This is a genomic window from Streptomyces sp. NPDC058872 (assembly GCF_042743065.1).
Classification (GTDB): Bacteria; Actinomycetota; Actinomycetes; order Streptomycetales; family Streptomycetaceae; genus Streptomyces.
Genome location: NZ_JBHYMK010000022.1, coordinates 78,498 through 103,299, shown reverse-complemented (window position 1 = coordinate 103,299; position 24,802 = coordinate 78,498). Strand labels below are relative to the sequence as shown.

Below are 24,802 nucleotides of genomic sequence, written 5' to 3'. Positions count from 1 at the left end.
CTTTCCGTACGCACGAACACCACACGAGGTACCTCTGCCATGCGTGCCCCCATCCGTCCCACCACCCGTCGGCTCGCCCTCGTCGGCGCCGTCACCGGAGCGGCTTTCCTCCTCGCCGCCTGCGGCACCGACGACGACACCGCGCGAAGGAACGACGGCCGCACCTCCGCCGCCTCTCCGGACGTGGCCGCCTCCCCGAACGCAGCAGCTTCCCCCGAGACCGTCGCCGGCGGCGCCGCCGCACCCGGCGCCTTCAACGACGCGGACGTCATGTTCGCGCAGATGATGATCCCCCACCACGAGCAGGCCCTGGAGATGGCGAGGCTCGCCGACGGCCGGGCCTCGGACCCCGAGGTCAAGAAACTGGTGGCGGCGATCGAACGGGCCCAGGACCCGGAGATCCAGAAGATGAAGGCCTGGTTGAAGGGCTGGGGTGCCCCCGGGGCCGCCGAGCACGGCTCCGGACACGGCATGGCCGGGATGATGTCCGCGCAGGACATGGAGCGCCTGGCCGCAGCCGAGGGCGAGGCCTTCGACCGCGCGTTCGCCGAGCTGATGACCGCCCACCACGACGGAGCCGTCGCCATGGCGAAGGACGAGCTGCGGAAGGGTCTCAACCCCACGGCCAAGGAGCTCGCCGACGACGTCGTCCGGACGCAGTCCGCTGAAATCGGGCAACTGCGGACCATCCTCGACCGGCTCTGACAGCTCCCCGTCACCCCGCACGTCGCGGCGCGTCCCCGTGGGGGGACGAGCCGCCGTGCCCTCCCCCGCCCCCTCGGCGAAGGAACCATGAACACGACCTCTTCCGGCCGCCGCCCGGCCGCCTCCATCGGCGCTGCCCTCGGCGCCGTCGTCCTTGCCCTGGCCCTCGGCGCCTGCTCCTCCGGGAACACCGTCGACGGAGCCGGATCCGACCCGGTCCTCAGCCACGTCCACGGCCTAGGACTGCACGACGACACCCTCTACGTCGCCACCCACCAGGGGCTCCACACCCCGGACCCCGAAGGCAGGCCGACCCCGGTCGGTGACCGGCGCGACGACTTCATGGGCTTCACGGTCACCGATGCGGGCGCCTTCCTCGCGAGCGGACACCCTGCGCCCGGCAGCGACGGACCCGCCGACCTCAGACTCATCGCCTCCACGGACTCCGGCCTCAGCTGGCAGGAGAAGTCGCTCGCGGGGAAGGTCGACTTCCATGCCCTCGACACCGCGTCCGACTCCACCGTCTACGGCTACGACAGCGCCGCCGGCCTCCTGCGGGTGAGCTCCGACGGGGTCGCCTGGGAGGACCGCGCGACCCTGCGCGCACTCGACATCGCGGTCTCCCCCGACGCGCCGGGGACCGTCCTCGCCACCACCGAGACCGGCGTGGTCCGCTCCACGGACGGTGGCCGGACCTTCGGGGCGGCTTCCGGTCCGGTCCTGGCGTACGTCTCCTGGGGGACTGCTGACGCTCCGTTCGGCATCGACCCGAGCGGCGTCCTCTTCCGCGGCTCCTCCGACGGCACCGCCTGGGAGAGGGTCGGTGCCGTGCCGGGCGGAGCTCCGCAGGCGCTCACCGCCGTGGACGGCAGCCGGCTGTTCGTCGCCACCCAGGACGGGGTGTACGAGTCACGGGACGGGGGCCGTGGCTTCGACCGGCGCATGGCGGTGGAGCCCGGGAACGACGGCCACTGAGCAGCGAGGCCTTCCGCCCGCCCGGGGAGCGGGCGGAAGGCCCCGTCCGTCACGCGCCGCCGCGCCGCTCGACGACCACCTCCCCACCGACCACCACCGTCTCCGCGACCGTGCCCGGGATCTCCTCGGGGTCCACGCGGAGGATGTCGCGGGAGAGGACGACGAAGTCGGCGAGCTTCCCCACCGTCAACGACCCCCGCTCGTGTTCGAGGAAGTTGGCGTGGGCGGAGCCCATCGTGTAGCCCTCGACGGCGGTGGCGACGTCGATCGTCTCGCCCGGCGTCCAGGGCTCGCCGCCTCCGGGCGGACGGCGGGTGACGGCTGCGTGGATGCCGACCATGGGGTCCATCTCGGCGACGTTCCAGTCGCTGGAGAGCGCGAGGACCGCTCCTGCCGCGTGCAGGCTGCGCAGCGGCCAGGCCTTGTGCCAGCGTTCCGGACCGACGTTCTCGGCCCAGTCCCGGCCGGGGCCCGCGATGTCCGGGGCTGCGTGTCGGGGCTGCATGCAGGCGACGACTCCGAGGGCGGCGAAGCGCGGGGTGTCGGCGGGGTCGAGGCATTCGACGTGGACGATCTGGTGGCGCGCGTCGCGGGGCCCGTTGACGGCGCGCGCCCGTTCCACGGCGTCCAACACGGTGCGGATGCCGCGGTCGCCGGTGGCGTGGACGAAGCACTGGAAGCCGCGCGCGTCGAGTCGGGTGAGCAGCTCGGCGAACTCCTCGGCCGGATAGAAGGTGTCGCCCCGGTGGTGGGAGCAGCCGGCGTACGGTTCCAGGAGCGCGGCGGTACGGGGCTCGACGACGTCGTCGATGTACAGCTTGAGCGGACCGACCCGGAACCGGTCGTCGGCGTACCGGGCTGCCGCGGCCCGGAAGGCGTCGAGGTCCGCGGTGGTGGTGCCGCGAGGGTGGAAGAGTGCGGCAACGATCCGGGAACGCAGTCGGCCCTCGGCGCGGGCGCGCTCGAAGAGGGCGAGGTCGTCGAGGGAGTTCTGCGGCTCGACGACGGTGGTGATGCCGTAGCCGATGGCGTCGTCCAGGCTCTTGGCGAGCCGTGCGTACTGGCGGTCCGGCGAGGCCCAGGGCAGGCCGAGCGCGCGCAGGGCGCGATGGCCTTCGCGGGAGAGGCCCTTGACGGCGAAGTCCTTGACGAAGCCGGTGGGTTCGCCGGTGGCCGGATCGGTGACGGCCCGCCCGAAGGGGAGGTCGGTGTGGTGGCGGTCGATGCCGAGGCGGCGGAGGGCGGCGGTGTTGAGCCAGGCGGTGTGGACGTCGTAGCTGAGGACGAGGGCGGGGGTGTCACCGGTGGCCGGGTCCAGGTCGGCGGCGGTGGGCATCCGCCCCTCGGGGACGGCCGAGTAGTCGAAGGCCTCGGCTTCGATCCACTCAGCGTCCGGATGGGCGGCGTGCCAGGTGCGGATGCGCCGGTGGATCTCGTCGAGGTCGCCGGCGCCGGCGAGTTGGACGCAGGCGTCGTCGGAGCCGAGGCGGACGTGGTTGTGGGCATCGACGAAACCGGGCAGGACGAGGCGCCCGGCGGCGTCCAGGACCCGCGTGTCGGGTCCGGTCCAGGCGTCGGCTCCGGCATCGGAGCCGACCCAGGCGATGCGACCGGCACGGACGGCGAGGGCCTGGGCCTCCGGAAGCCCGGGGTCGACGGTGTGGATGCGGGCCCCGGTGAGGACGAGGTCGGCGGGGGCGGTGCGGTTCATGGGGTGTGGCTCCGTGTCGTACGGGTGGTGGTGGGGCGGGCCGGGGCACCGATCGGGAGCGTGGCCGTGCGTGCCGAGGCACGGGAGCGCGCCCCGTGCAGGGCGGGTGGCGGGCGTTCAGGAGGTGGCCGGGGTGACCCGGCCGCGGGCGAGGAACACATAGGTGAGGGCGGAGACGACCGAGCCGAGCAGGGTGAGGTCCGCGCCGCCGAGCGGAGCGACGAGCGGACCGGTCCACAGTTCGGAGTCGCAGGTCAGCGCCGAGAAGAGCAGTCCGGTGAGGAGTGCGGCCGTGCCGGCCGGGTGCCAGCCGGACCGGTACCAGTAGGCGCCGCTTCCGTCGGCGTGCAGCGCATCGGTGTCGTAGGTGCAGCGGCGGAGCACCATGTCGGCGAGGAAGACCCCGCCCCAGGGGGCGAAGACGATGATCAGGAGGGAGAGGAAGGAGAGGAGCGAGGTGGTGAAGTCGGCGAGGAAGAGGGCGCCCAGGGAGCCCGCCGCGGTGACGGCCGCGCTGATGACGATGGCGCGGGCCCGGGTCCAGGGGATGCCGAGGACCTGGAGGTTCAGGCTCGACGAGTAGAGCGTGATGATCGAGTTGGTGACGGAGCCGCCGAGGACCAGCGCGAGGAAGAGGGGCTGGAACCAGCCGGGGAGGAGGCTCTCGGTGCCCGCGACGGCGTCGGTCATGTCGACCTGGGTCGCTGCGGCGACTCCGGCGACGCCGAGGGCCACGGAGGAGAGGAAGCCACCGAGGGCGCCGCTCCAGGTGACGGCTCTGAGGCGGGTGGTGCGGGGGAGGTAGCGGGTGTAGTCGGCGGGCATCGGGAGGTAGGAGAAGGGGCCGGCGAGCATGACGACGAAGGCGAGGCTCCAGCCCGAGGCTCCGGGTGCGGCGGCGGGGGCTGAGGTGTCGGCGCCGGGCAACAGCAGGACGAGGAGGGCGGCGAAGCCCGCGGCGAGGACGTAGGCCATCCAGCGTTCGGCGAACTGCACGGTGGCGTGGCCCCAGAGGGCGACGGCGAAGGTCAGGGCGAGGGTGACGACGAGGGCGAGGGCCCGGGCTGCGTGTCCGCCGTTCCAGCCGAGGTCGGCGAAGAAGGCTTCGAGCGCCAGGGTGCCCACCACGGTGTTGACGATGGTGTAGCCGATGCTGACGATCCAGTTGAGGAGGCCGGCGGGCCAGTTGCCGCGGCGCCCGAAGGCCGCGCGGGAGATGACGAGGGTGGCGGTGCCGGTGCGGACTCCGCTGAGCCCTGCGGCGCCGATGACCAGGAAGGCGAGGCCGCCCACCACCACGACGGCGGTGGCCTGCCAGAAGGAGAGCCCGAAGGCGACGGCGAGGGCGCCGTTGATGACGTAGGTGAAGGTGAGGTTCGAGCCGAACCAGAGCCAGAAGACGTCCTTGGCGTCACCGTGCCGCTCGGCATCGGGGATCGGGTCGATGCCGTGCTCCTCGACCTGGAAGACCTCGTCGGTCGCCGTTCGGTCCGTGGTCACGGGCGCCGTGTCGCGTGCGAGCACACCGCACTCCTCTCGTGGAGAAAAATTTGAATGACGTTCTAAGTTTTAGAACGTCATTCAAGATGCGGGGTGGGTTCGGGGCGCGTCAAGACCCGAGGAGGGTGCGGTTAAGGTCGATCCCGCAGACGGCGGAGTCGCGGCGCGCGCGACGCACAGGACGGGGACGACGGCAGTGGCAGGCTCAACACGACGGAGGGACGGGAACGTCACCCAGGAGCGGATGCTCGAAGAGGCCATGGCGGCGATCGCCGAGGACGGCCTCGCGTCCCTCACCATGGCGGCGCTCGCCGAGCGGCTCGGGACGAGCGGCGGCCACATCCTCTACTACTTCGGCAGCAAGGACCTCCTGCTGCTGGCGGCCCTCCGGTGGAGCGAGGCGGCACTGGCCGAGGAACGACGCGCGCTCCTCGGCCGACGCACCACGGCCGAGCGCAAGCTCGACCTCTTCCTCCGGCTCTACCTTCCGCGCGGGCCCCGCGACCCGCGTTGGACGCTGTGGATCGAGCTCTGGGCCCGCACGCCCGGCAACGCAGGGCTCCGCGAGGCCCAGGTGGAACTCGACGCGGCCTGGCAGGCGGACCTGGAGGCCCTCCTGGCGGCGGGGGTGGCACGCCGGCGCTTCGCCCCGCTCGACGCGGGTGCCCGCGCCTCCGAACTCCTGGCCCTGCTGGACGGGTTGAGCACTCGGGTGGTCCTGGGACAGGAGCCGGGCCGGGACGCCCGGCCGGCCCTGGAGGTCGCGCGCTCGGCGGCCCGCGCGCTGGTCCCCCCGTACCCGGGCGAGGGCGGCGGGCCCGCCCGCAACGCCGCCGGGTGACCCGGCATCAGCCCCGGTACGCCTCCAGGAGGCGCAGCCACGCCTCGCTCAGCGTCGGATACGCGGGAACGGCGTGCCAGAGCCTGGCGATCGGAACCTCCCCCGCGACGGCGACCGTCGCCGAGTGGAGGAGCTCTCCGATGCCGGGCCCGACGAAGGCGGCACCGAGGACCACCTCCCGGTCGAGGTCGACGACCATGCGCGCGTGCCCCCGGTAGCCCTGGGCGTACAGGTCCGCGCCCGCGACCTGCCGCAGGTCGACGTCGACGGCCCGCACCCGGTGGCCCGCGCGTTCCGCCGCGGCGAGGGTGAGCCCCACGGCAGCCGCTTCGGGGTCGCTGAACACGACCTGCGGCAGGGCGGCGCGGTCGGCCGTGGCCGCGTGCGCACCCCACCGCCCGGTGTCCGCAGGGGCATCGCCGTGTGCGCGGGCGGCGATCGCAGCACCCGCGATGCGGGCCTGGTACTTGCCCTGGTGCGTCATGAGCGCACGGTGGTTGACGTCCCCGACGGCATAGAGCCAGTCGCTGCCGGTGACCCGCAGACTGTCGTCGACGTCGAGCCAAGAGCCGGGCGTCAGGCCGACGGTCTCCAGGCCGACGTCTTCGGTGCGCGGCCTGCGACCGGTCGCGAAGAGGACCTCGTCGCCCTCGACGTGGTCACCGCCCTCCAGCACCACGGTGACCGGTCCGGTGCCCCCGTCGCGCACCACGGCACTCACCGAGACTCCCGTGCGGACGTCCGCCCCGCGCAGGGCGAGCGCATCCGCCACGTGCTCGCCGAGGAACGGCTCCATGCGCGGCAGGAGTCCCCGGCCCCGCACCAGCAGGGTCACCTTCGCCCCGAGGGCCTGCCACGCGGTGGCCATCTCCACGCCGACCACTCCGCCGCCGACCACGACGAGCCGCTCGGGCACCCGATCGGAGCTGGTCGCCTCACGGCTGGTCCACGGGTGCGCCTCCGGCAGCCCCGGAAGTTCGGGAAGGAGGGCGCGGGTGCCGGTGCAGAGGGCGACCGCGTGACGGGCCGTGAGCAGGTGGAGCTCCCCCTCGGGGCCCGCCACCTCGACCCGGCGCGGCCCCCGGAGCCGGCCGTGGCCACGGAACACCCGGACCCCGATCGAGTCCAGCCAGTCGACCTGACCGTCGTCCTTCCAGTTCCCGACGACGGAGTCCCGGTGTGCGAAGACCTCCATCGCGTCCAAGGGGCCGTACACCGCCTTCCGCAGTCCGGCGACCTTCCGCGCGTCGGAACGGGCCAGGACGGGACGGAGGAGCGCCTTGCTGGGCATGCACGCCCAGTACGAGCACTCACCGCCGATCAACTCGCCCTCGACGATCGCCGCGCTGAGACCGGCTGCCCGCACCCGGTCGACGACGTTCTCGCCGACCGGGCCCGCGCCGATCACGACCACGTCGTAGGCGTGCTCCTCTTCCACCATGCGTGTCATGGCTCCCAGTCTGGTGGGAGCGGTTCGGAATAGCGCGGCTCGATACGCCGTTGTGCCGGACGAGTCCCCAGGGAACCGTGAGGACCACCACCAGGAGACCCGAAAGGTAGGCAGCATGAGCACCGTAGAGCTCACCAAGGACAACTTCGACGAGATCGTGAGCGAGAACGAGTTCGTCCTCATCGACTTCTGGGCTTCGTGGTGCGGTCCCTGCCGTCAGTTCGCACCGGTCTTCGAGGCGGCTTCCGAGCGCCACCAGGACCTCGTCTTCGCCAAGGTGGACACCGAGGCGCAGCAGGAGCTCGCGGCGGCGTTCGAGATCCGCTCGATCCCGACCCTGATGATCGTCCGCGACAAGGTGGCCGTGTTCGCGCAGCCCGGCGCACTGCCGGAGGTGGCGCTGGAAGACGTCATCGGTCAGGCGCGGAAGCTGGACATGGACGAGGTCCGCAAGTCCATCGCGGACGCCCAGGCGAAGTGAGTCGCGCCGCGTGGGGTGCGGGAGGCCTTCCCGCACCCCACGCGCGCGCCGTGGGACGCCGATCGTCCGGAGTCAGCGCTCCAGGACCAGCGCGAGGCCCTGGCCGACGCCGATGCAGAGCGCGGCGAGGCCCGTACCGGAACCCGCCGCCGCGAGCTGGTGGGCCACCGAACCCGCCAGGCGGGCGCCGGAGGCCCCCAGGGGGTGGCCGATCGCAACGGCTCCGCCGCGCGGGTTGACGATCGCGGGGTCGAGTTCCGGCCATTCGGCGAGACAGCCGAGGGATTGTGCGGCAAAGGCCTCGTTGAGCTCGAAGGTCGTGAGGTCCGCGAAGGAGCGTCCGGCCTTCCCCAGCGCCCGACGGACGGCCTCCACCGGGCCGAGGCCGAAGAGCTGGGGCTCGATGCCGGTGACGGCGGAGGTGCGGATCCGGGCGAGCGGCTCCCGGCCGGTCTCCTGCAGCCCGTCCTCGTCCACGAGGAGCAGCGCCGCCGCACCGTCGTTGAGCGGCGAGGAGTTGCCCGCCGTGACGGTGCCGCCTTCGGGGCGGAAGGAGGGCTTGAGCTTGGCGAGGGCCTCCATCGACGTGGTGTCGCGGATGCACTCGTCACGGGCGAGGTCCACGCCCGGGTAGGGGACGACCTCGTCGTCGTGGAGGCCCTTCGCCCAGGCCTCGGCCGCCTTGCGGTGGCTGGCGAGGGCGAAGGCGTCCTGCTGCTCCCGGGTGATGCCGTGCTTGTCGGCGACGAGTTCCGCGCCCTCCCCCAGGGACACCGTCCACTCGGCGGGCATCCGCGGGTTCGTCATGCGCCAGCCGAGGGTCGTGGAGTGGAGCTGCTGGTGACCTGCGGGGAAGGCCCGCTCCGGCTTCTGCAGGACCCAGGGGGCACGGGACATCGACTCGACGCCGCCCGCGATCGCCACGGAGGCGTCGCCGAGCGCGATGGCGCGGGCGGCCTGGATCACGGCTTCGAGACCGGAGCCGCAGAGGCGGTTGACGGTGACTCCGGGAACGCTGACGGGCAGCCCGGCGAGCAGGACCGCCATCCGTGCGACGTCGCGGTTGTCCTCGCCCGCGCCGTTCGCGTCGCCGAAGTAGACGTCGTCCACCCGTGCGGGGTCGAGCGCGGGCGAGCGGTCGACGAGCGCCCGGACGACGTGGGCCGCGAGGTCGTCGGGGCGCACCGGGGCGAGGGCACCCCCGAACTTCCCGATCGGGGTGCGGACGGCGTCGACGATGTAGACGTCGCGGATGCTCATCGGTTCTCTCCCACGTGACCTGCGGAACGACACTGTTCGCCGGGCGAGACAATCTTCACCCGGATGCGCGCGCAGGGTCTCTCCCGACGGCCCGTCGTGTCAACGGGCCGTTTCGGAACGCTCGGGAGGATGCGGGAGGTACCGGGCGGTCATCCCTGCGCCACGGGACGGACGAGTGCCGTGAGGCCGTAGTCGAGTTCGCGGCCGTCGACGAGCAGCGCCTCGACCGTGAGCGTCCCGGGATCGACGTCGGCCCGGATGCCGTGTCCTTCGTAGATCGGATAGCCCGACTCCCCGTGCCGCCCGGTGGCCTCGACGACGGCCGAACGGACGGCGCTGTCCGCGACGGAGGCCCCGCCCCGGTCCTCGACGTGCTCGGGCACCAACAGGATCTCGAACCGCTTCGGAACTGTGCTCATGCACCGAAACTAAGCGTTCACCGGAACTCTCGCCGGACGGCACCGGCCGCGGGGAGGAAGTGGACGACCAGCGGGGCCGCCGTCCGGTCCGAGCGCTCCGGGGCGCCGCCGGCCGGCGGCGTCCCGGAGCGGGACGTCCCGTCGCACGGGGGTCCCGCACTCAGCTCGATTCCCGGCGGACGACCCGCGAGTCCAGCAGGTCCCGGCTGACGGGCGCCGCGCCCGGGTCACGGACGGCGCGGTCGACCAGCTCTGCGAGTTCGCCGCCGAGCACCATGTCGACCCGCACGGTGCTGAGCCGGGGTCGCAGCAGCCGGCCGAGGAGCAGGTCGTCGGCGCCGACGACGGCGGTCCCCTCCGGCACCGCGACCCCGGCGTCCTGGAGGGCCCGCATGAGCAGCATCGCGTACTCGTCGTTGTAGCCGAAGACGCCGTCGAGTCCGAGTTCGCCCCATCGTGCGGCCAGGGCGGACGCCGACTCCTCCTCGTACCGCAGGGGCAGGGGCACGATGCTCGCCCCGGTGCCCCGGGCCGCTCGGCGGGCGCCGTCGAGCCGGGGCCCGGAGAACATGGCGAGCCCCGGCTCCTCCGGGATGACCACGCCGATCCGGCGCCGCCCGGTTTCCAGGAGGTGCGCGGTCGCCACCTCGCCGACCCGTCCCTGGTCCATGACCAGCGCATGGGTGCCCTCGACGCGCTGGGTGCCGAGGGTGATCACGGCCCGGGCCCCGGAGCGCTTCAGGATCTCGACGCCCTGCCCGGTGAGCTCCACCTCGCCGAGCGAGACGACGGCCACCGGGCGCAGCTCGGCCCAGGCACGGGCCGCTTCCTCCGCCTCCAGGCCGACGCTGCCGTACTGGACCACCGTGTAGTCGAGGCGGCGCAGCGCCCACTGGAAGTCGTTGAAGAACCGGCTGTAGAGCGGTCCGACCGGGACGTGGGAGGTCGGTAGCAAGACCATGCGGCTGTGTCCCGCGCGCAGGCTGCGGGCGGCGGCGTGGGGCACGTAGCCGAGTTCCTCGGCGGCCTCGCGCACCCGGCGCCGGGTGGGTTCGCTGATGCGGACGGCCGACGTGTTGTTCAGGACGTACGAGACGGTGGCCCGGGACACGCCGGCGAGGCGCGCGACGTCGGCACTGGTCGGGACCGTGTGCCGGGAGGGGCGCTCGGGGGACTCTTCGGTTGGTTGGCTCATCGGTCCGGCATCTTTCCAGAACGATCCGGCCCTGGGTCTGGCGGATGGCCGGATAGGGGTGCTAGACAATGCTCACACGTGCCACTGACACGTGTAACCATATGAGTCGCATCCACTCTCGCCCCGCCAGGCGATCTCCCCCAGGAGGGCAACCATGGCCCTTTCCTCCCCCGGCCCCGACGCTCCCGGATCCGCCGCCACCCCGCACGCCACCGGCCCCCGCGCACCGGGCGCCCGGCCCACGCGCGGCCTGCTGCCCCTGCTGCTCGCCGGGAACACCGCCATGTACGCGCTGTACGTCGGCGTCCCCGGCATTCTCCTGGCGCTCCAGATCGAGGCCATCGACCCCGCCCACAAGGTGGCGAACTTCGGTCTCGTCTCCGGCGCCTCGGCGATCTTCGCGACCGTCTTCAACCCGGTCGCGGGCGCCCTGTCCGACCGCTCGGGCCGCCGCAACCCCTGGATCCTCGCCGGCGGTCTGCTCGCCCTTCCCGTGATGTTCCTCCTCGGGAGCGTCAACACGATCCTGCTGGTCGCCGTCGCCTGGTGCCTCGGCCAGGCCGTCATGAACGTCTACCAGGCGGCCCTCACCTCCGTGGTGCCGGACCGGATACCCGTGTCCGCACGGGGCAGGGCCTCGGCCGCCGTCGGGCTCGGCCTCCCCGTCGGCTCCACGGTCGGCGCCCTGCTCGGCGCGGCCTTCTCCGAGCACTACCGGACCGGCTACCTCCTCTTCGGCGCGATCATCGCCGCCACCGCCGTGCTGTTCACCGCCTGCGCCCGCGAGGAACGCATGCCCCCGAAGGCCCCGCTGCCCGTCAAGCAGCAGATCGCGGCCTTCGGCGACGCCCTCGGGGACCACGACTTCCGCTGGGCGTTCATCGGGCGTGCCCTGCTCGTCCTCGGTTACTTCTCGGTGGCCGGATTCCAGCTGTACGTCCTGAAGGACCACACCGTCCTGCCGGCCGGACTGAGCCCCGAAGAGGCCGTGGCGATCCTCCTGCCGGTCGGCTCGATCGCCATGGTGGTCTCCACCGTGCTCGGCGGCTGGCTCTCGGACCGGTTCGACCGGCGCAAGCTCTTCGTCGGTGCTTCCGCCGCACTGGCCGCCGTGGCCCTGCTCATCCCCGCCGTGTCCACCAGTTGGACCGCCATGCTGGCCTTCGCCGCCGTCAACGGCCTCGGCTTCGGCTGCTACATGGCCGTCGACACCGCCCTGGTCACCATGGTGCTGCCCCGGGCCGAGGACGCGGCCCGCGACATGGGCGTCCTCAACGTCGCCAACGCGGGCCCCCAGATCATCGCCCCCTTCGCGGCTTCGCTCGTGGTCTCGGCGAGTGGCGGATACACGGCGCTCTTCCTGGTGGCGGCCGTACTGTCGGTGCTCGGCGCGCTGGCGGTGCGCCCCATCCGCAGCGTGCGCTGACTCCCGTCGGCGCCCGCCGAGCACCGAAGGAGAGACGGCTCCGTGCGCCTGCACACCACGACCTGGGGATCCGGGAACCGGACGGCCCTGCTCGTCCACGGCCTGATGGCCGACCACCGCACCTGGCGGCGGGTCGGCCCGGCGCTGGCCGCACACGGCTACCGGGTGATCGCCGTGGACCTGCGGGGACACGGGGCGAGCGCCCGGGCCGCGGGCCCGGAGGCCTACCGGCCCGAAGACCATGCCGACGACCTGGTCGAAAACCTCCCGGTCGGAGCGGAGTTGGCGATCGGACACTCACTCGGCGGGCTCGTCCTCTCCCAGGCGGTGGAGCGTCTGCGCCCCTCCCGTGCGGTGTACTCGGACCCGGCCTGGCACCTTGCGGCCGGCCCCTGCGGCTACCGCCCGGAGCTCTTCACCAGGGGGAAGACGCTGACCCCCGAGCAGGTCAAGGGCTTCAATCCGCATTGGTCGGACGAGGAACTCGACCTCGAAATGGCATCGGTGCGGGACTGGGACGAACGGACGGCACACGGGCTGGCTCCGTGCGTGGGGGTCGACCTCTGGCCGTCCCGGCCCGCCGTCCCCTCCCTCGTCGCCCTCGCCGACCCGAGCTCCCTGGTACGGCCGGAGCACGCCCTGATGCTGACGGAGCGCGGCTTCGAGCTCCGTACGGTGAAGGGGGCCGGGCACACCATCCACCGGGACGACTTCGACGGCTTCATGTCCGTGCTGGAGGGCTGGATCTGACGGCCCCGCACCCGACCGGCCCACAGGCGCCCCGCGGCGACGGACGGAACGCCGGGGGCCTCCCCGTCCTTCGTCGAGGCGTTGCTGCGTGCCGCCGTCGGCGGTCCTCGGCGCCCGGGCAACCATTCCGGCCCGGCGGGGGTCCTCCCCACCGGTCCCGCTCGGGGCCGGTGACGTGGGGGGAGCTCCGTGAGGGTCGGCAGGGCAGCGAAGGGCGTCGGTGACTTCCTCGTCAGAACGGTCGGAGAAATCGTCGGCGAGCTGCTCCTCAGGCTGCTCGCCTGCGTTCTGCTCGGCTGCCTGACCCTGATAGCCCACCTGAGCTGGTCCTTCAGTCCACGCTTCACCATCGCGGGGGCCGGGCTGCTCGGCCTCGCCCTCGCGCACGGCGCCTGGCAGACCTTCCGCACTCCCGCGAAGGGGCGCCACCGGGGCCTTGCCTCGCTGACCGCCGTCGGTTTCACCGCGACCGCCGTGACGGCCGCCTTCCTGCTGCTCTACGCCACGGAGTGCAACTGCCTGTGGTGAGCCCCTTCGATCCGGTCCCTCAAGACCGGGGCCGGTCGTCCGGTCGGGCAACGACGGTGACGGCGGCTCCGCCCGCCTCCCGCGGGGCCCCGGAGGTGCGGGGAGCGCTCGGAGCCGTGCGGGCCGCGGCCCGGAACGAGGAGGCGCGGCCGACACCCCACCGCAGGCGCCGGGCCCACGACCACGGCGGTGCGGGCCCGGTCGCAGGATCCGTCGGGTCACCCGGTGGGGGTCTCGGTCGTGGCCTCAGTTGTGGCCGAACTTCCGCTCCTTGCGGTGGGACGCGTGCTCGACGAGCGGCATCGACGACTCCCTCGCAGGGGTCGGTGCGCCCTTCTCCTTCGCGGTTGCGTCGCTGCGGTGCTCATGACCGCCGGTACGGGCTCCCCGGTTCGTGCGGGTCTGTTTCTTGCCCACGATCATGCCTCCCGTGAGGGGTTTCGGACGGTGGTCCGCATCCCTTCAGCCTGGCACGGGGGCAAGCGGGGCGCACGTCAGGCGATCAGCCGAGGACGCGCTGGAAGGCGGCCAAGGTCGGAGTGCCGGAGGCACGGTCCAGGACCGCGAAGACGACCTCCTCGAAGTGCCCGGCGAAGCGTCCGTCACCGGTGAGGAGGGTCTTGAAGGCGCCGGCGACCTGCGCCGGGTCGTTGCGGAAGACTCCGCAGCCCCAGGCTCCGAGGACGAGGCGGCGGTACCCGGCTGCGGCAGCCGTCTCCAGGACGCGTTCGGCCCGGGAGGCGAGGGCGGCCGACAGGCGGCCAGCGAGCTCGGGGGCGTTGCGGCGGACCGCGCCCGCGTTGGGTGCGGGTGAGGTGAGGAAGCCGACCGTGAAGGGCTCGGCCAGCAGCGCGCCCCGGTCGTTGCGGAAGACCGGGACCCGGGGCGAGTGGATGACCCGGTCGGTGTAGAGGGCGTCCCGCTGGGCCCGGTGGTGGTCGTAGTACTCACGAGCCCGCAGCAGGGTGGCGTAGAGGGCGGAGGAGCGGCAGAGCGCCTCCTCCTGGGCTTGGGCGCCGTTGAGGTAGCCGCCGCCGGGGTTGCGGGCCGATGCGAAGTTCAGGACGGCCACCGGACGGTCGGCATCGGCGGTGGTCATGCGGCGGGCCGCGGCCAGGCTGCTTTCGGGGGTGACCGTGAGGACCGCCGTGCGGTCGGTGTCCGGGGTGACCGGGACGGGCTCGGGGCCGTGGAGGCGGGTTCCGGACAGGGCTGCGGCCAGATCGTCGGCGAGGGAGACCGGGCGGCCGTCGGGGGCGCGGTAGCGTCCCGCGGCGACGATCTCTTCGGTCTGTCGGGCGAGCTCTCGCAGGCGTGCACTCATGGGATCAGCATGATCGTTTCGCCCCAATGGGCGCAAAGGGGTTTTCGTGGCCCGCCGTGCTGCCGGGGTTTTTCGGACGAGCGGAGGCACAGGGGGCGCGTGGGGGACGTGCAAGGCGCTCTTGCACGCCGCTCGGCGGTGGCTTTAGGTGGTAGCAGCGGCTCACCGGAGCGGGCCCCCGCGGCCCGGAGGACCAGGAGGTGCACGGATGTCGCCGACCGGCGTACCACGGGGCGACCCCGCTCTCACCGAGGCGGAGGCGGAGGACCTCCTGCGCTGCATCTGCTTCAAGACCGGTCCGCCCCGTACCGTGGGGGCGGAGCTGGAGTGGCTCGTGCACGAACGGGGTGACCCCCGTCTCCCCGTGCGGCCGGGCAAGCTCGCGGCTGCGCTCGACACCGTGCGGTCGCTCCCCCTGGTGTCGGCCCTCACCTTCGAACCCGGCGGGCAGCTCGAGCTCAGCTCGCGCCCGGCCGGATCGCTCATGGAGTGCCTGGACTCCCTCGCCGCCGATCTGACGGCGGTGCGGGCGGCACTCGTCCCGCTCGGCCTCACCTTGAGCGGATACGGAGTGGACCCCTGGCACGCGCCGCGCAGCCGGGTCCTGCACGAGCCCCGTTACGACGCGATGGAGGTCGCGCTCGACCGGACCGGGCCGGCCGGACGGGCGATGATGTGCGACTCGGCATCGGTGCAGATCTGCCTGGACGCCGGCCGGGAGGAACCGGGTCCGCTCGGCTATCACCGGCGCTGGCAGCTGGCACACCTGTTGGGCGCGGTGTTGGTGGCCGCGTTCGCCAACTCTCCGGTGCACGGCGGACGCCGGACCGGCTGGCGTTCGACGCGCCAGGCCCTGTGGACGGACCTCGACCCCCGGCGGGCGCTCGCCCCGACGCCCGACGGGGAACCCCGCGCGGAGTGGGCCGCGCACGTCCTGGACACTCCGGTCCTGTGCATACGGGCCGAGGAGGGGCCGTGGGAGGTTCCGGAGGGATTGACCTTCCGGGAGTGGCTGCGCTCGGGCCAGCCCCGTCCGGCCGACGTCGACGACCTGCGCTACCACATGACGACCCTCTTCCCACCGGTACGACCGCGCGGCCACCTGGAGCTGCGGATGGTCGACGCCCAGCCGGGACCCGACGGTTGGATGGTTCCGGTGGCGGTGACGACGGCCGTGTTCGAGGACCCGCACGCGGCGGAGACCGTGTACCGGGTGGTGAAACCGCTGGCCGAGCGGGCCGGAGTGGAACCCGCCCCGCGCAACCGGCTGTGGCGGGCGGCGGCCCGTGACGGCCTCGCGGATCCCGAACTGCACGGCGCAGCCGTGGCCGTGTTCTCCGCCGCGCTCGACGCGCTGCCCCGGATCGGGGCGAGCGAGCGGGTTCGGCGGGCCGTGGCCGCCTTCCACGAACAGTACGTGGTTCCCGGGAGCTGCCCGGCCGACAACCTCCAGGTGGTGACGTCATGAGCGGTACGGGGACGGATGTCGAAGTCGATCCCGAGGCCTTGCGGCGGCGGGCCCTCGACGCCCTCGTCACCGCGCGGGAACGCACGGCCCTGCTCACCTCCTGCGTCGAGGACGCCGAACTCGTCGCACAACACTCGCCCTTGATGTCACCGCTCGTCTGGGACCTGGCGCACATCGGCAATCAGGAGGAGCAGTGGCTGTGGCGGGCGGCCGGGGGTCGTGATGCGCTGCGGCCCGAGATCGACTCGCTCTACGACGCCTTCCAGCACTCCCGCGCCAGCCGCCCGTCGCTGCCGCTGCTCTCACCGGGCGAGGCCCGCGCCTATGCGGCGGACGTACGGCTCCGGATCCTCGACGTGCTCGAACGCACTCCGTTGGAGGGGCGACCGCTGCTCGACGCGGCCTTCGCCTTCGGCATGATCGCCCAGCACGAACAGCAGCACGATGAAACGATGCTGATTACCCATCAGCTGAGGAAGGGGCCGGCGGCCCTGACGGCTCCCCCGCCTCCCGCTCCGGAGTCCGGCCCGCTGCCGACCGAAGTCCTGGTTCCCGGCGGCCCGTTCACGATGGGGACGTCGAGCGAGCCCTGGGCCCTGGACAACGAACGACCTGCGCACCTCCGCGAGGTCTCCGCCTTCCACATCGACACCACCCCCGTCACGAACGGCGCCTACCTGGCCTTCATGGCCGACGGCGGATACGCGGACCGGCGCTGGTGGCGGCCCGAGGGCTGGGCCCAGATCCGGGAGCACGGCATCGCGGCGCCGCTGTTCTGGCGCAGGGACGGCGGACAGTGGCTGCGCCGCAGGTTCGGGGTGACGGAGCCGGTCCCCGCGGAGGAACCCGTCCTGCACGTCAGTTGGTACGAGGCGGACGCCTATGCGCGTTGGGCCGGGCGTCGACTTCCCACGGAGGCCGAATGGGAGAAGGCGGCCCGCCACGACCCGGTGTCCGGACGGTCCCGTCGCTATCCGTGGGGCGATGCCGACCCCGGACCGGACCACGCGAACCTCGGCCAACGGCATCTGCGGCCCGCAGCGGTCGGCAGCTACCCGACGGGCGCCTCGCCGCTCGGCGTACGGCAGTTGATCGGCGACGTGTGGGAGTGGACGGCCAGCGACTTCCTGCCCTACCCGGGTTTCACCGCCTTTCCGTACAAGGAGTACTCAGAGGTGTTCTTCGGCTCGGAGCACAAGGTGCTGCGCGGCGGCTCCTTCGCCGTGGACCCGGTCGCCTGCCGGGGCACCTTCCGCAACTGGGACCTACCGGTGCGGCGACAGATCTTCTCCGGTTTCCGGACGGCGCGCTCCGCGGAGCTCGACTGATGTGCCGCCACATCGCCTACGTGGGCGAACCGGTGGCACTGGGGGAACTGCTCGTCCGACCGGCTCACGCCCTGCTGCGCCAGTCCTGGGAGCCCCGCACCCAGGACAGCGGCGTGGTGAACGCGGACGGCTTCGGGGTCGGCTGGTACGCCGAAGGGGATCCGGTGCCCGCACGCTATCGGCGGGCCGGCCCGATCTGGGGCGACTTCTCCTTCGCGGACCTCGCTCGGGTGGTGCGCTCCGGGGCGTTCCTCGGAGCGGTCCGGGGGGCGACGCTGCCCGGGGCGGACGGAGAGGCCGCTGCGGCACCGTTCACCGCCGGCCCCTGGCTGTTCAGCCACAACGGTTCGGTCGAGAGGTGGTCCGACTCACTGGCGGAGCTCGCCTCCGTGCTGCCGGCACGGGAACTGCTCCGGTTGGAGGCCCGCACCGACTCCGCGTTGCTGTGGGGGCTCGTGCTGCACCGGCTGCGGGCCGGCGACGCGCCGGGGGCGGCACTCGCCGACACCGTGCGGGAGGTCGCCGCCGCAGTCCCCGGGGCCCGGCTCAACCTGCTGCTCACCGATGGTGCGCAGATCGCCGCGACCGCCTGGCGGAACAGCCTCTGGTACCTGTCGGGCCACGACCGCGTGGTCGTGGCCTCCGAACCGTACGACGACGACCCCCGCTGGCGGGAGGTGCCCGAGCGGACGCTCGTCACCGCCGACCGCTCCGACGTCGTCCTCATTCCGCTCAAGGAGCCGTCCGCGTGAGCCCGTTCCAATTGACCCGCACCCTCGCTCCGGACGCCGCCGGCGCCGATCTGCGCGCCGACGTCCTCCACGGCCTGAACCGCTCCCCGAAGGAACTGCCGCCCAAGTGGTTCTACGACGCCCGGGGCAGCGAGCTCTTCGAGGAGATCACCCGGCTGCCCGAGTACTACCCCACTCGTGCGGAGCGGGAGATCCTGGCCGCACGGGCGCCGGAGATCGCCGCAGCGACCGGGGCGAAGACCCTGGTGGAGCTGGGCTCCGGCTCGTCGGAGAAGACGCGGTTCCTGATCGACGCGCTGTTGCCGGGCCTGGTCGCGTACGTCCCCGTGGACGTGAGCGAGTCCGCACTGACCGGGGCGGCCGAGTCGCTGCTGGCCGACCGGCCGGAGCTGTCGGTGCACGCGCTCGTCGCCGACTTCACGCGGGGGTTGGCGCTGCCGGGGTCCCCCGGGCCGCGCCTGGTGGCCTTCCTCGGCGGAACGATCGGCAACCTGCTGCCCACCGAGCGACGGGCCTTCCTGCATTCGGTCCGCGCCATGCTCGCACCGGGCGACGCACTGCTGCTCGGCACGGACCTGGTGAAGGACGAGGCGACGCTCGTGGCCGCGTACGACGACTCGGCCGGGGTGACGGCGGCCTTCAACAAGAACGTGCTGTCGGTGATCGACCGGGAACTGGGGGCGGACGCCGATCCGACCGACTTCGAGCACGTGGCGGTGTGGGACGCCGAGCGGGAGTGGATCGAGATGCGGCTGCGCGCCCGCCGCGCTCTGACCGTGAAGATCCCGGAACTGGACCTCGTGGTGCCGTTCGCGGCGGGCGAGGAGATGCGGACGGAGGTGTCGGCGAAGTTCCGTCAGGAGGGCGTGCGGGAGGAACTGGCAGCCGCGGGCCTGGAGCTGTCCCGTTGGTGGACGGACAGCGGGGGCAGGTTCGCGCTCTCCCTGGCGACGGCCCGCTGAGCGACATCGAGGTGGGCAACGGCCTGCTGCGCCGCGGCGGCCAGGGCACGGCGGTCCGGGTACCGGCCGCTCGGGAGGGGAGCCGCCGTTCGAACGGTGGCGACGACCCGCCGCGTGGTCACGACCCGCCACAGGGACGCACCCAGCGGGTCGTCCCCGACGTACGCGGCCGCCCCGGTGGGCCGGTAGTCGATCCGTAGCGGCAGGACGGCGCAGCCGGCGTCGAGGGCCGACTGGAACGCGGCCGGGCGGAAGCGTCCCCGGGCCCGGCCGCACCAGGTCGAGCCCTCGGGGAAGACGACCACCCGGCCGCCCCGGGAGAGTGCTCCGGTGATGTCCCGCACGGTGCCGGGCAGGGCCTTGAGCCGGTCGCGGTCGACGAAGACGGTGCCGCCGAGTGCGGCCAGCGGCCCCAGGACGGGCCAGCTCCGGACCTCCGTCTTGGCGACCATCCGTCCGGGCAGGACGGCGGCGACGATCGGTATGTCGAGCCAGGACACGTGGTTGGCGACCACGAGGAGGGGGCCGGGGGCCGCACCGGTGGCTCCCGTGTGGCGCACGCGGACGCCGAAGGCGCGGACCACGGCCCGCACCCAGCACCGGACGAGGACGAGCCGCACCGCGGCCGGTAGGAGCCCCGCGACCGGGGCCAGGAGGACGCCGAGGAGGACGGTGCCGGTGCCGGCGAGGAGCCGGGCCACGGCGAGGGGCAGGACGGCCCGCTCGGCCCGGGCGCCGGCACCTCGCTCGAAGGGATCGCCGGCCCCGTCCTCGGTGTGGGCGGCGCAGCGTCCGGGGGTGCAGGGTGCCGTGGGGAGCCACGGCGAGAGGGCCGTGGACCCGTTCACTGCGCCGGGGCGAGCGAGAGGAAGTGGTTGAGGTAGCGCGGGTGGGTGCGGCGCAGCGAGAGGAGCACGTAGAGGTCGGCGACGCCGAAGTCGGGGTCGTGCGCGGGGGCGCCGCAGACCCAGGCGCCGAGCCGCAGATAGCCGCGGAGCAGCGGCGGGAGCTCGGTGCGGCCCTCGGGTCGGGCGATGCCGTCCGGGCTCCAGAGCTTGTGCGGGGTGACCCAGTACTCCTCGGGGGCGAGGTGCTTGTCCTTGACGGTGTCCCAGGTGGCGGCGGCCAGGGCACCGCCGTCGGCGAGGGGGAGCGAGCAGCATCCGGCGAGCCAGTTGTGGCCGGTCCGGGTCATGTAGCGGGCGAGGCCGGCCCAGATGAGGGCGATGACGGCGCCGTTGCGGTGGGCGGGGTGGACGCAGGAGCGACCGACCTCCACCAGGTCGTGCCGGATGGGGGCGAGCCGGGTGAGGTCGAACTCGCTCTCGGAGTAGAGGCGGCCGGCGACGGCGGCCCGTTCGGGCGGCAGCACCCGGTAGGTGCCGACGACCTCTCCGGTGCTCTCCTCCCGGACCAAGAGGTGGTCGCAGTAGGCGTCGAAGGCGTCGCTGTCGAGACCGGGCTCGGGTCCTTCGAGCCGTGCCCCGAGCTCGCCGGCGAAGACCTGGTGGCGCAGCCGCTGGGCGGCCCGTACCTCCTCCTGGTCCCGGGCGAGACCGACGACGTACCGGGGCGTGGACTGCTCGGTCGGAACCTGGGGCGATGCGGGGGCGGTGAGCGTGGGCGTCGGTGCGGGCATGGCGGGCTCCTCCGGCGGACGGAAGGGAAAGGGGCGGCGCCGGGCCGCGTGTGCGACGACCCGGCTCCTTACTTCTTCCGTGACCGGGCGGATTCGACATGACCGTCCGGGGGCCCTCGGGTGTGGGAACGCTGAATGCTATTCGGCGAGGGCGTCGGTGATGGCGTTCGAAGCCTTCTGCGCCGCCTTCGCGGGGTCCTCGCCGAGGAGGACGGCCGTCATGTACGGCTTGATGGGGTTGTCGGCCTCGACGCTCGCCCACTGGGGGGAGTTGGGGGTGGCACGGCCGCGCGCGGCGCCCTGCGCCATGGCGGCGGTGGCTTCCTGGCCGGAGACCACGGAGGCGAGGCCCTTCTTGTTGGGCACGTAGCCCATGGCGCGGGCCAGTTCGGACTGCCACTTCTCGCCGGCGAGTGCCTTGACGACGTCGAGGGCGGCGTCGCGCTGGGGTGCGTTCTCCGGGATGATGAGGTCGGAGCCGCCGGTGAAGACGGCGCAGGGCTGCCCCTCCTTCTTGCCCGGTATGGGGAAGAAGCCGAGTTTGTCCTTGAGCTCCGGGTTGGCCTTGAGGATGGCGGCGACGGCGCTGGGGGTGGCGATGAGCTGGGCGACGTCGCCCCTCGCGAAGACGTCCGCCTGCGGCGGGGTCTGCTCGTCGGCGTTCTTCGGGCCGGAGCCGAGGGACTGGAGCTCCTTGTAGAAGGCCATGCCGCGCTGGGCGGCCGGGGCGTCGAGCGCCCCGTTCCACTGGCCGTCCTCGTCGACGGCGAGTTCGCCCCCTTCGTCCCAGATGAAGCCGGCGAGGGTGTACCAGTCCTGTCCGGCGAGGTAGATGCCCTGGGAACCGCTCTTGTTGAGTTTCTCGGTGTCGTCGAGCCACGCGTCGCGGGTGGCGGGCGGCTTCTCGATGCCGGCGCCCCGGAAGAGGTCCTTGTTGTAGATGACGATGCGGTTGGCCGCGTACCAGGGGATGCCGTACTGGCTCCCGCCGATGCTGCCGGGTTCGGCGAGGCCGGGCAGCCAGTCCTCGCTGCCGAGGTCGCGGATCGACTCCAGGGTGACGTCGAAGAGCTTGTCGGTGTCGGCGTACTGGGCGACCTGGGTGTTGCCGACCTCGATGACGTCGGGCCCGCCGGACCCCTCGATCGCTTCGGTGACCTTCTTGCCGATGCCGGTCCAGTCCTGAATGGTGATCTCGAGCCGAACGCCGTCGTGCTCCTGCTCGTACTCCTCGGTGAAGCGCGTGAGGAAGTCCTCGCTGGCACTGTCCCGCATGAGCCAGATGTTGACGGTCTTCGTTCCGCCGTCGCCGCCCGGCAGCATCCCGCAGCCCGCGAGGGCGAGCGCGGTGGCGGCGGCCAGGGGGCAGGCGAGATGGCGGTTCTTCACGTGGGTCACCTTCTGCTCGGGTTCAGCACGGTGTCGTGTGCATGGGGAGGGACTGACCCGGCATGGGGGGACCGAACGGGGTGTTCGCGCGGGTATGTGGCCTGGATTCTGGTCTGGACCAACGAGATGGTCAAGTCCTTGACCATTCCGTTTCGGCCCCCCGACGGCCGCTCCGTCCCCTTACCTTCGGTAAGTCCCCGTGGACCACCCGGCGGTCGTCGTGTCGCGCGCCGACGCGCCCTGGGGCACCGTGGAGGGACCGCATCGAGAGGAGTTCGGCCCCCATGTCGAATCACACCTATCGCGTCACCGAGATCGTCGGCACCTCCACGGAGGGCGTCGACCAGGCCATCCGCAACGGCATCCAGCGCGCGTCACAGACCCTGAGGGGCCTCGACTGGTTCGAGGTCACGCAGGTGCGCGGCCATCTGGTCGACGGAGCGATCGAGCACTACCAGGTCGGCCTGAAGGTCGGCTTCCGCCTGGAGGACGAGGACTGACGGCGCCGGCGCACGCCGAAGGCGTCCCGCCGCCGCACACGGTGCCGTCAGGTGCGGCCCTCCTTCTCCTGCGCCTGCAGCAGCGCCTCGGAGGGCTTCGCCCAGCGGGCCCGCACGACGGCGAACCCGGCCGCCTCCGCCGCGTCGCACACCGCCGGGTCGTCATCGACCAGCACCTCGACCACGCGGTCGACGGCGAGCCGACGCAGGACCTCGACCTTGGTCACCCGGGCCGGCCGGAAGTCACGGTTGCGCCGCATGTGGACCGTCCCCTCCGGGAGTCCCTGTGCGGCCAGCCACTCCACGGTCGCCCGGCGACAACGCTCGGGCCGCCCGGTGAGGTAGACCACCTCGCACTCCCCGGCCGCCTCACGGCAGAGCGCGACGCCGGCTTCCAGGGGCGGGTCATCGGGCGCCGCCGCGAAGAACGCCTCCCAGTCCTTGGGCGTGCGCTCCAGGAAGTGCTGACGGTGCGCCGTCGCAGCCAGGGTGTTGTCGAGGTCGAAGACGGCCAGGGGCCTGTGGATCGATGTCACGGCGCTCAGCGTAGGAGCCGTACGGGGCTGGCGCGGGGGAATCCCCTGACCGCCGCCCCGGAAGGACGCGCGGGCCGCCGTCCGGACCCGACGGACCCGGCCTCGTGCGTCCGGAGGATCGTTCCCCGTGCGACGCGGGGCGCGCGGGGCGTCGCGCCTCCCCGGGGGGCACCTCCGCCTAGCCTGCGTCGAGTGAGCTCCTTCCCGCCGCCGCCCACCGCTCGCTACCGTCGCCCCCGGATGCTGTCACCGCTGCGCGAACACCTGCGGGACAGCTTCTGGTTCGCCCCGGTCGCCGCCATGGTGCTGGTCTTCCTCGTGTGGCTGGGCTGTGCCCAGCTCGACGGAAAGATCATCGAAACCCTGCAGGAGGCGGAGGCCTACGACGCCGTCGGTGATCTCGTCGCGGTGGTCAGCGACGCGAAGACGGTCGTGACCACGGTCAGCTCGGCCATGATGACCTTCATCGGCGTCGTCTTCTCCATCTCCCTGGTCGCGGTGCAGATGGCGAGCGGCCAGTTCACCCCCCGGGTGGTGCGGATCTTCGTCCGGAGCCGGATCACCAAGGCGACCCTGTCGGTCTTCCTCTCCACCTTTCTGCTGTCGCTGCTCGTGCTGACCTCGTACGAGAGCGAAACCGATCCGCGGCTGGTGACGAGCGTGCCGCTGCTCCAGTCGATCCTGACCCTGGTGATGGTGGGGCTCAGCCTGCTGCTCTTCGTGGTCTACGTGAACTCGACGCTACGACTGATGCGGGTGAGCCACGTGGTGGACCGGATCACCTGGGACTCGTTCGACGTGCTCGCGAAGATGCCGTGGCAGGAGAACCAGGCGAGCGACTTCGGACCGGTGACCGAGCACGTGGTGCACCGGGGACGCGCCGGCGTGCTGCGGGACGTGAACGTGGCGCGCCTGGTGCGGGCCGCGCGGCGCCACGGGGTGGTGATCCGGCTGCTGCCCCGGATCGGGGACTTCGTGGTGCCGGGAACACCGGTCCTGGCGGTGCACGGCGGTGCGGCACCGAAGGGCCTGGCCTCCTCGGTCTCGGTGAGCATCGAGCGGAGCTTCCACCAGGACCTGGGTTTCGGACTGCGGCAGCTCACCGACATCGCCCTGCGCGCGCTCTCCCCGGGCATCAACGACCCGACGACGGCCGTGCAGTGCCTGGACCGGATCACCCAGTTCCTGGCAGCGCTGGCCGGACGGCCGCTGGGCGCGGCGGAGTACCGGGACGGACGGAAGGGCGAGGGGGCGGTGCGGTTCGTGCAGGACGTACCGACCTGGGCGGACCTGGTGGACCTGGGCTTCGCCGAGATCCGGGTGTACTCGGCGAACAGTCCACAGGTCTCGCGGCGGATGCTGGCCGGGATCGACGACCTGCTGTCCCTCGCCCCCGAGGAACGCAGGGAACCCCTGCTGCGGCACCGCGCCCTGCTGGCCCAGGCCGTGGTGCGCTCGACCCCGGAAGCAGCCGACCGGACCTTCGCCCTGAAGCCCGACCGCCAGGGCATCGGATGACGCACCGCCCCGGGTCACGGGGACGCGCCTGCGCCGGGACGCGGCTCGGCAGGTGACCGGCGGAGCGGGGGGCCGGGGCGGGCCGGGGAACCGCGGGCGGCGCGGGGGGCCCCGGGGGGGTGGGGGGGGGGGGGCCGCGGTGGGG

The 24,802-nt window shown here is 72.8% G+C and carries 25 protein-coding genes; 13 read left to right on the top strand and 12 right to left on the bottom strand.

The features are described from left to right. Window positions 1–39 precede the first annotated feature (39 nt). Together ACFW22_RS16775 and ACFW22_RS16770 are read left to right on the top strand one after the other, a co-directional pair. A complete protein-coding gene (locus ACFW22_RS16775) occupies window positions 40–705 on the top strand; it encodes a DUF305 domain-containing protein (protein WP_386404351.1) in 666 nt (221 codons plus the stop codon). A gap of 87 nt (window positions 706–792) precedes the next feature. Continuing rightward, entirely contained in the window at window positions 793–1,680 is an 888-nt protein-coding gene (locus ACFW22_RS16770) for a F510_1955 family glycosylhydrolase (protein ID WP_386404348.1), read from the top strand. Between the two features lie 49 nt (window positions 1,681–1,729). On the opposite strand, the gene ACFW22_RS16765 is transcribed toward ACFW22_RS16770, so the two are convergent. Together ACFW22_RS16765 and ACFW22_RS16760 are read right to left on the bottom strand one after the other, a co-directional pair. Continuing rightward, window positions 1,730–3,391, bottom strand: a complete 1,662-nt coding sequence (locus ACFW22_RS16765) for an amidohydrolase (RefSeq protein WP_386404345.1) — start codon at window positions 3,389–3,391, stop codon at window positions 1,730–1,732. A 117-nt stretch (window positions 3,392–3,508) separates the two neighbouring features. After that, the gene (locus ACFW22_RS16760) at window positions 3,509–4,915 is read right to left on the bottom strand and encodes a purine-cytosine permease family protein (RefSeq protein WP_386404342.1); all 1,407 of its coding nucleotides are present in this window, start codon (window positions 4,913–4,915) and stop codon (window positions 3,509–3,511) included. Window positions 4,916–5,087: 172 nt separating this feature from the next. Between ACFW22_RS16760 and ACFW22_RS16755 the strand changes: the two genes are divergently transcribed. Beyond that, a complete protein-coding gene (locus ACFW22_RS16755; protein ID WP_386404339.1) occupies window positions 5,088–5,732 on the top strand; it encodes a TetR/AcrR family transcriptional regulator in 645 nt (214 codons plus the stop codon). Between the two features lie 7 nt (window positions 5,733–5,739). Here the strand turns inward: ACFW22_RS16755 and ACFW22_RS16750 are convergent, their stop codons facing one another. Beyond that, window positions 5,740–7,182 carry a dihydrolipoyl dehydrogenase family protein gene (locus ACFW22_RS16750; RefSeq protein WP_386404337.1) on the bottom strand — a complete coding sequence of 481 codons (1,443 nt, stop codon included), beginning with the start codon at window positions 7,180–7,182 and terminating at the stop codon, window positions 5,740–5,742. A gap of 115 nt (window positions 7,183–7,297) precedes the next feature. On the opposite strand from ACFW22_RS16750, the gene trxA reads away from it, so the two are divergent. Beyond that, window positions 7,298–7,663 (top strand): thioredoxin, encoded by a 366-nt coding sequence (gene trxA / locus ACFW22_RS16745; protein ID WP_386404334.1) that lies wholly within the window; start codon window positions 7,298–7,300, stop codon window positions 7,661–7,663. 72 nt (window positions 7,664–7,735) lie between these two features. Here the strand turns inward: trxA and ACFW22_RS16740 are convergent, their stop codons facing one another. The 3 genes from ACFW22_RS16740 to ACFW22_RS16730 form a co-directional block, all read right to left on the bottom strand. Then, window positions 7,736–8,923, bottom strand: a complete 1,188-nt coding sequence (locus tag ACFW22_RS16740) for a thiolase family protein (protein ID WP_386404331.1) — start codon at window positions 8,921–8,923, stop codon at window positions 7,736–7,738. 149 nt (window positions 8,924–9,072) lie between these two features. After that, window positions 9,073–9,342 (bottom strand): hypothetical protein, encoded by a 270-nt coding sequence (locus ACFW22_RS16735; RefSeq protein ID WP_386404328.1) that lies wholly within the window; start codon window positions 9,340–9,342, stop codon window positions 9,073–9,075. A gap of 160 nt (window positions 9,343–9,502) precedes the next feature. Next, on the bottom strand, window positions 9,503–10,537 hold the full coding sequence (locus ACFW22_RS16730) for a LacI family DNA-binding transcriptional regulator (protein ID WP_386404325.1): 1,035 nt from the start codon (window positions 10,535–10,537) through the stop codon (window positions 9,503–9,505). A 154-nt stretch (window positions 10,538–10,691) separates the two neighbouring features. On the opposite strand from ACFW22_RS16730, the gene ACFW22_RS16725 reads away from it, so the two are divergent. The 3 genes from ACFW22_RS16725 to ACFW22_RS16715 all read left to right on the top strand — a co-directional run bounded on the left by ACFW22_RS16725 (window position 10,692) and on the right by ACFW22_RS16715 (window position 13,241). Next, window positions 10,692–11,963 (top strand): MFS transporter, encoded by a 1,272-nt coding sequence (locus ACFW22_RS16725; protein ID WP_386404322.1) that lies wholly within the window; start codon window positions 10,692–10,694, stop codon window positions 11,961–11,963. A gap of 42 nt (window positions 11,964–12,005) precedes the next feature. Then, on the top strand, window positions 12,006–12,713 hold the full coding sequence (locus ACFW22_RS16720; RefSeq protein ID WP_386404319.1) for an alpha/beta fold hydrolase: 708 nt from the start codon (window positions 12,006–12,008) through the stop codon (window positions 12,711–12,713). A gap of 189 nt (window positions 12,714–12,902) precedes the next feature. After that, window positions 12,903–13,241: a lysine transporter LysE gene (locus tag ACFW22_RS16715; protein WP_386404316.1), complete on the top strand. Its 339-nt coding sequence runs from the start codon at window positions 12,903–12,905 to the stop codon at window positions 13,239–13,241. Window positions 13,242–13,487: 246 nt separating this feature from the next. Here the strand turns inward: ACFW22_RS16715 and ACFW22_RS16710 are convergent, their stop codons facing one another. Together ACFW22_RS16710 and ACFW22_RS16705 are read right to left on the bottom strand one after the other, a co-directional pair. Further along, entirely contained in the window at window positions 13,488–13,664 is a 177-nt protein-coding gene (locus ACFW22_RS16710) for a hypothetical protein (RefSeq protein ID WP_386404313.1), read from the bottom strand. Between the two features lie 79 nt (window positions 13,665–13,743). After that, window positions 13,744–14,565 carry a TIGR02452 family protein gene (locus ACFW22_RS16705; protein WP_386404310.1) on the bottom strand — a complete coding sequence of 274 codons (822 nt, stop codon included), beginning with the start codon at window positions 14,563–14,565 and terminating at the stop codon, window positions 13,744–13,746. 208 nt (window positions 14,566–14,773) lie between these two features. Here ACFW22_RS16705 and egtA point away from each other — a divergent pair, with 208 nt between their 5' ends. Genes egtA through egtD form a run of 4 tightly spaced genes read left to right on the top strand, consistent with a single transcriptional unit; the run spans window position 14,774 to window position 19,075 of the window. Continuing rightward, window positions 14,774–16,033 carry an ergothioneine biosynthesis glutamate--cysteine ligase EgtA gene (gene egtA / locus ACFW22_RS16700; protein ID WP_386404307.1) on the top strand — a complete coding sequence of 420 codons (1,260 nt, stop codon included), beginning with the start codon at window positions 14,774–14,776 and terminating at the stop codon, window positions 16,031–16,033. Then, window positions 16,030–17,361: an ergothioneine biosynthesis protein EgtB gene (gene egtB, locus ACFW22_RS16695; RefSeq protein ID WP_386404304.1), complete on the top strand. Its 1,332-nt coding sequence runs from the start codon at window positions 16,030–16,032 to the stop codon at window positions 17,359–17,361. Before egtA ends, egtB begins: the two co-directional genes overlap by 4 nt. Then, a complete protein-coding gene (gene egtC, locus ACFW22_RS16690; RefSeq protein ID WP_386404301.1) occupies window positions 17,361–18,113 on the top strand; it encodes an ergothioneine biosynthesis protein EgtC in 753 nt (250 codons plus the stop codon). Before egtB ends, egtC begins: the two co-directional genes overlap by 1 nt. Beyond that, a complete protein-coding gene (gene egtD, locus ACFW22_RS16685) occupies window positions 18,110–19,075 on the top strand; it encodes an L-histidine N(alpha)-methyltransferase (RefSeq protein WP_386404298.1) in 966 nt (321 codons plus the stop codon). Before egtC ends, egtD begins: the two co-directional genes overlap by 4 nt. Here egtD and ACFW22_RS16680 read toward each other — a convergent pair. The 3 genes from ACFW22_RS16680 to ACFW22_RS16670 all read right to left on the bottom strand — a co-directional run bounded on the left by ACFW22_RS16680 (window position 18,970) and on the right by ACFW22_RS16670 (window position 22,103). Continuing rightward, window positions 18,970–19,923: a lysophospholipid acyltransferase family protein gene (locus ACFW22_RS16680; RefSeq protein WP_386404295.1), complete on the bottom strand. Its 954-nt coding sequence runs from the start codon at window positions 19,921–19,923 to the stop codon at window positions 18,970–18,972. The two genes, egtD and ACFW22_RS16680, sit on opposite strands and share 106 nt — an antisense overlap. Beyond that, window positions 19,920–20,714 carry a GNAT family N-acetyltransferase gene (locus tag ACFW22_RS16675; protein ID WP_386404292.1) on the bottom strand — a complete coding sequence of 265 codons (795 nt, stop codon included), beginning with the start codon at window positions 20,712–20,714 and terminating at the stop codon, window positions 19,920–19,922. Before ACFW22_RS16675 ends, ACFW22_RS16680 begins: the two co-directional genes overlap by 4 nt. Before the next feature lie 138 nt (window positions 20,715–20,852). Further along, on the bottom strand, window positions 20,853–22,103 hold the full coding sequence (locus ACFW22_RS16670; RefSeq protein WP_386404289.1) for an extracellular solute-binding protein: 1,251 nt from the start codon (window positions 22,101–22,103) through the stop codon (window positions 20,853–20,855). Window positions 22,104–22,387: 284 nt separating this feature from the next. Between ACFW22_RS16670 and ACFW22_RS16665 the strand changes: the two genes are divergently transcribed. Next, window positions 22,388–22,603, top strand: a complete 216-nt coding sequence (locus ACFW22_RS16665) for a dodecin (RefSeq protein WP_386404286.1) — start codon at window positions 22,388–22,390, stop codon at window positions 22,601–22,603. A gap of 47 nt (window positions 22,604–22,650) precedes the next feature. Here ACFW22_RS16665 and ACFW22_RS16660 read toward each other — a convergent pair whose 3' ends face one another. Continuing rightward, window positions 22,651–23,139: a hypothetical protein gene (locus tag ACFW22_RS16660; RefSeq protein ID WP_386404283.1), complete on the bottom strand. Its 489-nt coding sequence runs from the start codon at window positions 23,137–23,139 to the stop codon at window positions 22,651–22,653. A 240-nt stretch (window positions 23,140–23,379) separates the two neighbouring features. Here ACFW22_RS16660 and ACFW22_RS16655 point away from each other — a divergent pair, with 240 nt between their 5' ends. Then, window positions 23,380–24,657: a DUF2254 domain-containing protein gene (locus ACFW22_RS16655; protein WP_386404403.1), complete on the top strand. Its 1,278-nt coding sequence runs from the start codon at window positions 23,380–23,382 to the stop codon at window positions 24,655–24,657. The last annotated feature ends 145 nt before the right edge of the window (window positions 24,658–24,802 follow it).

Excerpts from the sequence above, each read along its gene's own strand:
- ACFW22_RS16770 (WP_386404348.1), top strand. The coding sequence starts at position 793 with ATGAACACGACCTCTTCCGGCCGCCGCCCGGCCGCCTCCATCGGCGCT.
- ACFW22_RS16750 (WP_386404337.1), bottom strand. The coding sequence starts at position 7,182 with ATGACACGCATGGTGGAAGAGGAGCACGCCTACGACGTGGTCGTGATC.
- trxA (WP_386404334.1), top strand. The coding sequence starts at position 7,298 with ATGAGCACCGTAGAGCTCACCAAGGACAACTTCGACGAGATCGTGAGC.
- ACFW22_RS16725 (WP_386404322.1), top strand. The coding sequence starts at position 10,692 with ATGGCCCTTTCCTCCCCCGGCCCCGACGCTCCCGGATCCGCCGCCACC.
- egtA (WP_386404307.1), top strand. The coding sequence starts at position 14,774 with ATGTCGCCGACCGGCGTACCACGGGGCGACCCCGCTCTCACCGAGGCG.
- ACFW22_RS16730 (WP_386404325.1), bottom strand. The coding sequence starts at position 10,537 with ATGAGCCAACCAACCGAAGAGTCCCCCGAGCGCCCCTCCCGGCACACG.
- ACFW22_RS16665 (WP_386404286.1), top strand. The coding sequence starts at position 22,388 with ATGTCGAATCACACCTATCGCGTCACCGAGATCGTCGGCACCTCCACG.
- egtB (WP_386404304.1), top strand. The coding sequence starts at position 16,030 with ATGAGCGGTACGGGGACGGATGTCGAAGTCGATCCCGAGGCCTTGCGG.
- ACFW22_RS16740 (WP_386404331.1), bottom strand. The coding sequence starts at position 8,923 with ATGAGCATCCGCGACGTCTACATCGTCGACGCCGTCCGCACCCCGATC.
- ACFW22_RS16675 (WP_386404292.1), bottom strand. The coding sequence starts at position 20,714 with ATGCCCGCACCGACGCCCACGCTCACCGCCCCCGCATCGCCCCAGGTT.
- ACFW22_RS16735 (WP_386404328.1), bottom strand. The coding sequence starts at position 9,342 with ATGAGCACAGTTCCGAAGCGGTTCGAGATCCTGTTGGTGCCCGAGCAC.
- ACFW22_RS16705 (WP_386404310.1), bottom strand. The coding sequence starts at position 14,565 with ATGAGTGCACGCCTGCGAGAGCTCGCCCGACAGACCGAAGAGATCGTC.
- ACFW22_RS16775 (WP_386404351.1), top strand. The coding sequence starts at position 40 with ATGCGTGCCCCCATCCGTCCCACCACCCGTCGGCTCGCCCTCGTCGGC.
- ACFW22_RS16765 (WP_386404345.1), bottom strand. The coding sequence starts at position 3,391 with ATGAACCGCACCGCCCCCGCCGACCTCGTCCTCACCGGGGCCCGCATC.
- ACFW22_RS16655 (WP_386404403.1), top strand. The coding sequence starts at position 23,380 with ATGCTGTCACCGCTGCGCGAACACCTGCGGGACAGCTTCTGGTTCGCC.
- egtC (WP_386404301.1), top strand. The coding sequence starts at position 17,361 with ATGTGCCGCCACATCGCCTACGTGGGCGAACCGGTGGCACTGGGGGAA.
- ACFW22_RS16710 (WP_386404313.1), bottom strand. The coding sequence starts at position 13,664 with ATGATCGTGGGCAAGAAACAGACCCGCACGAACCGGGGAGCCCGTACC.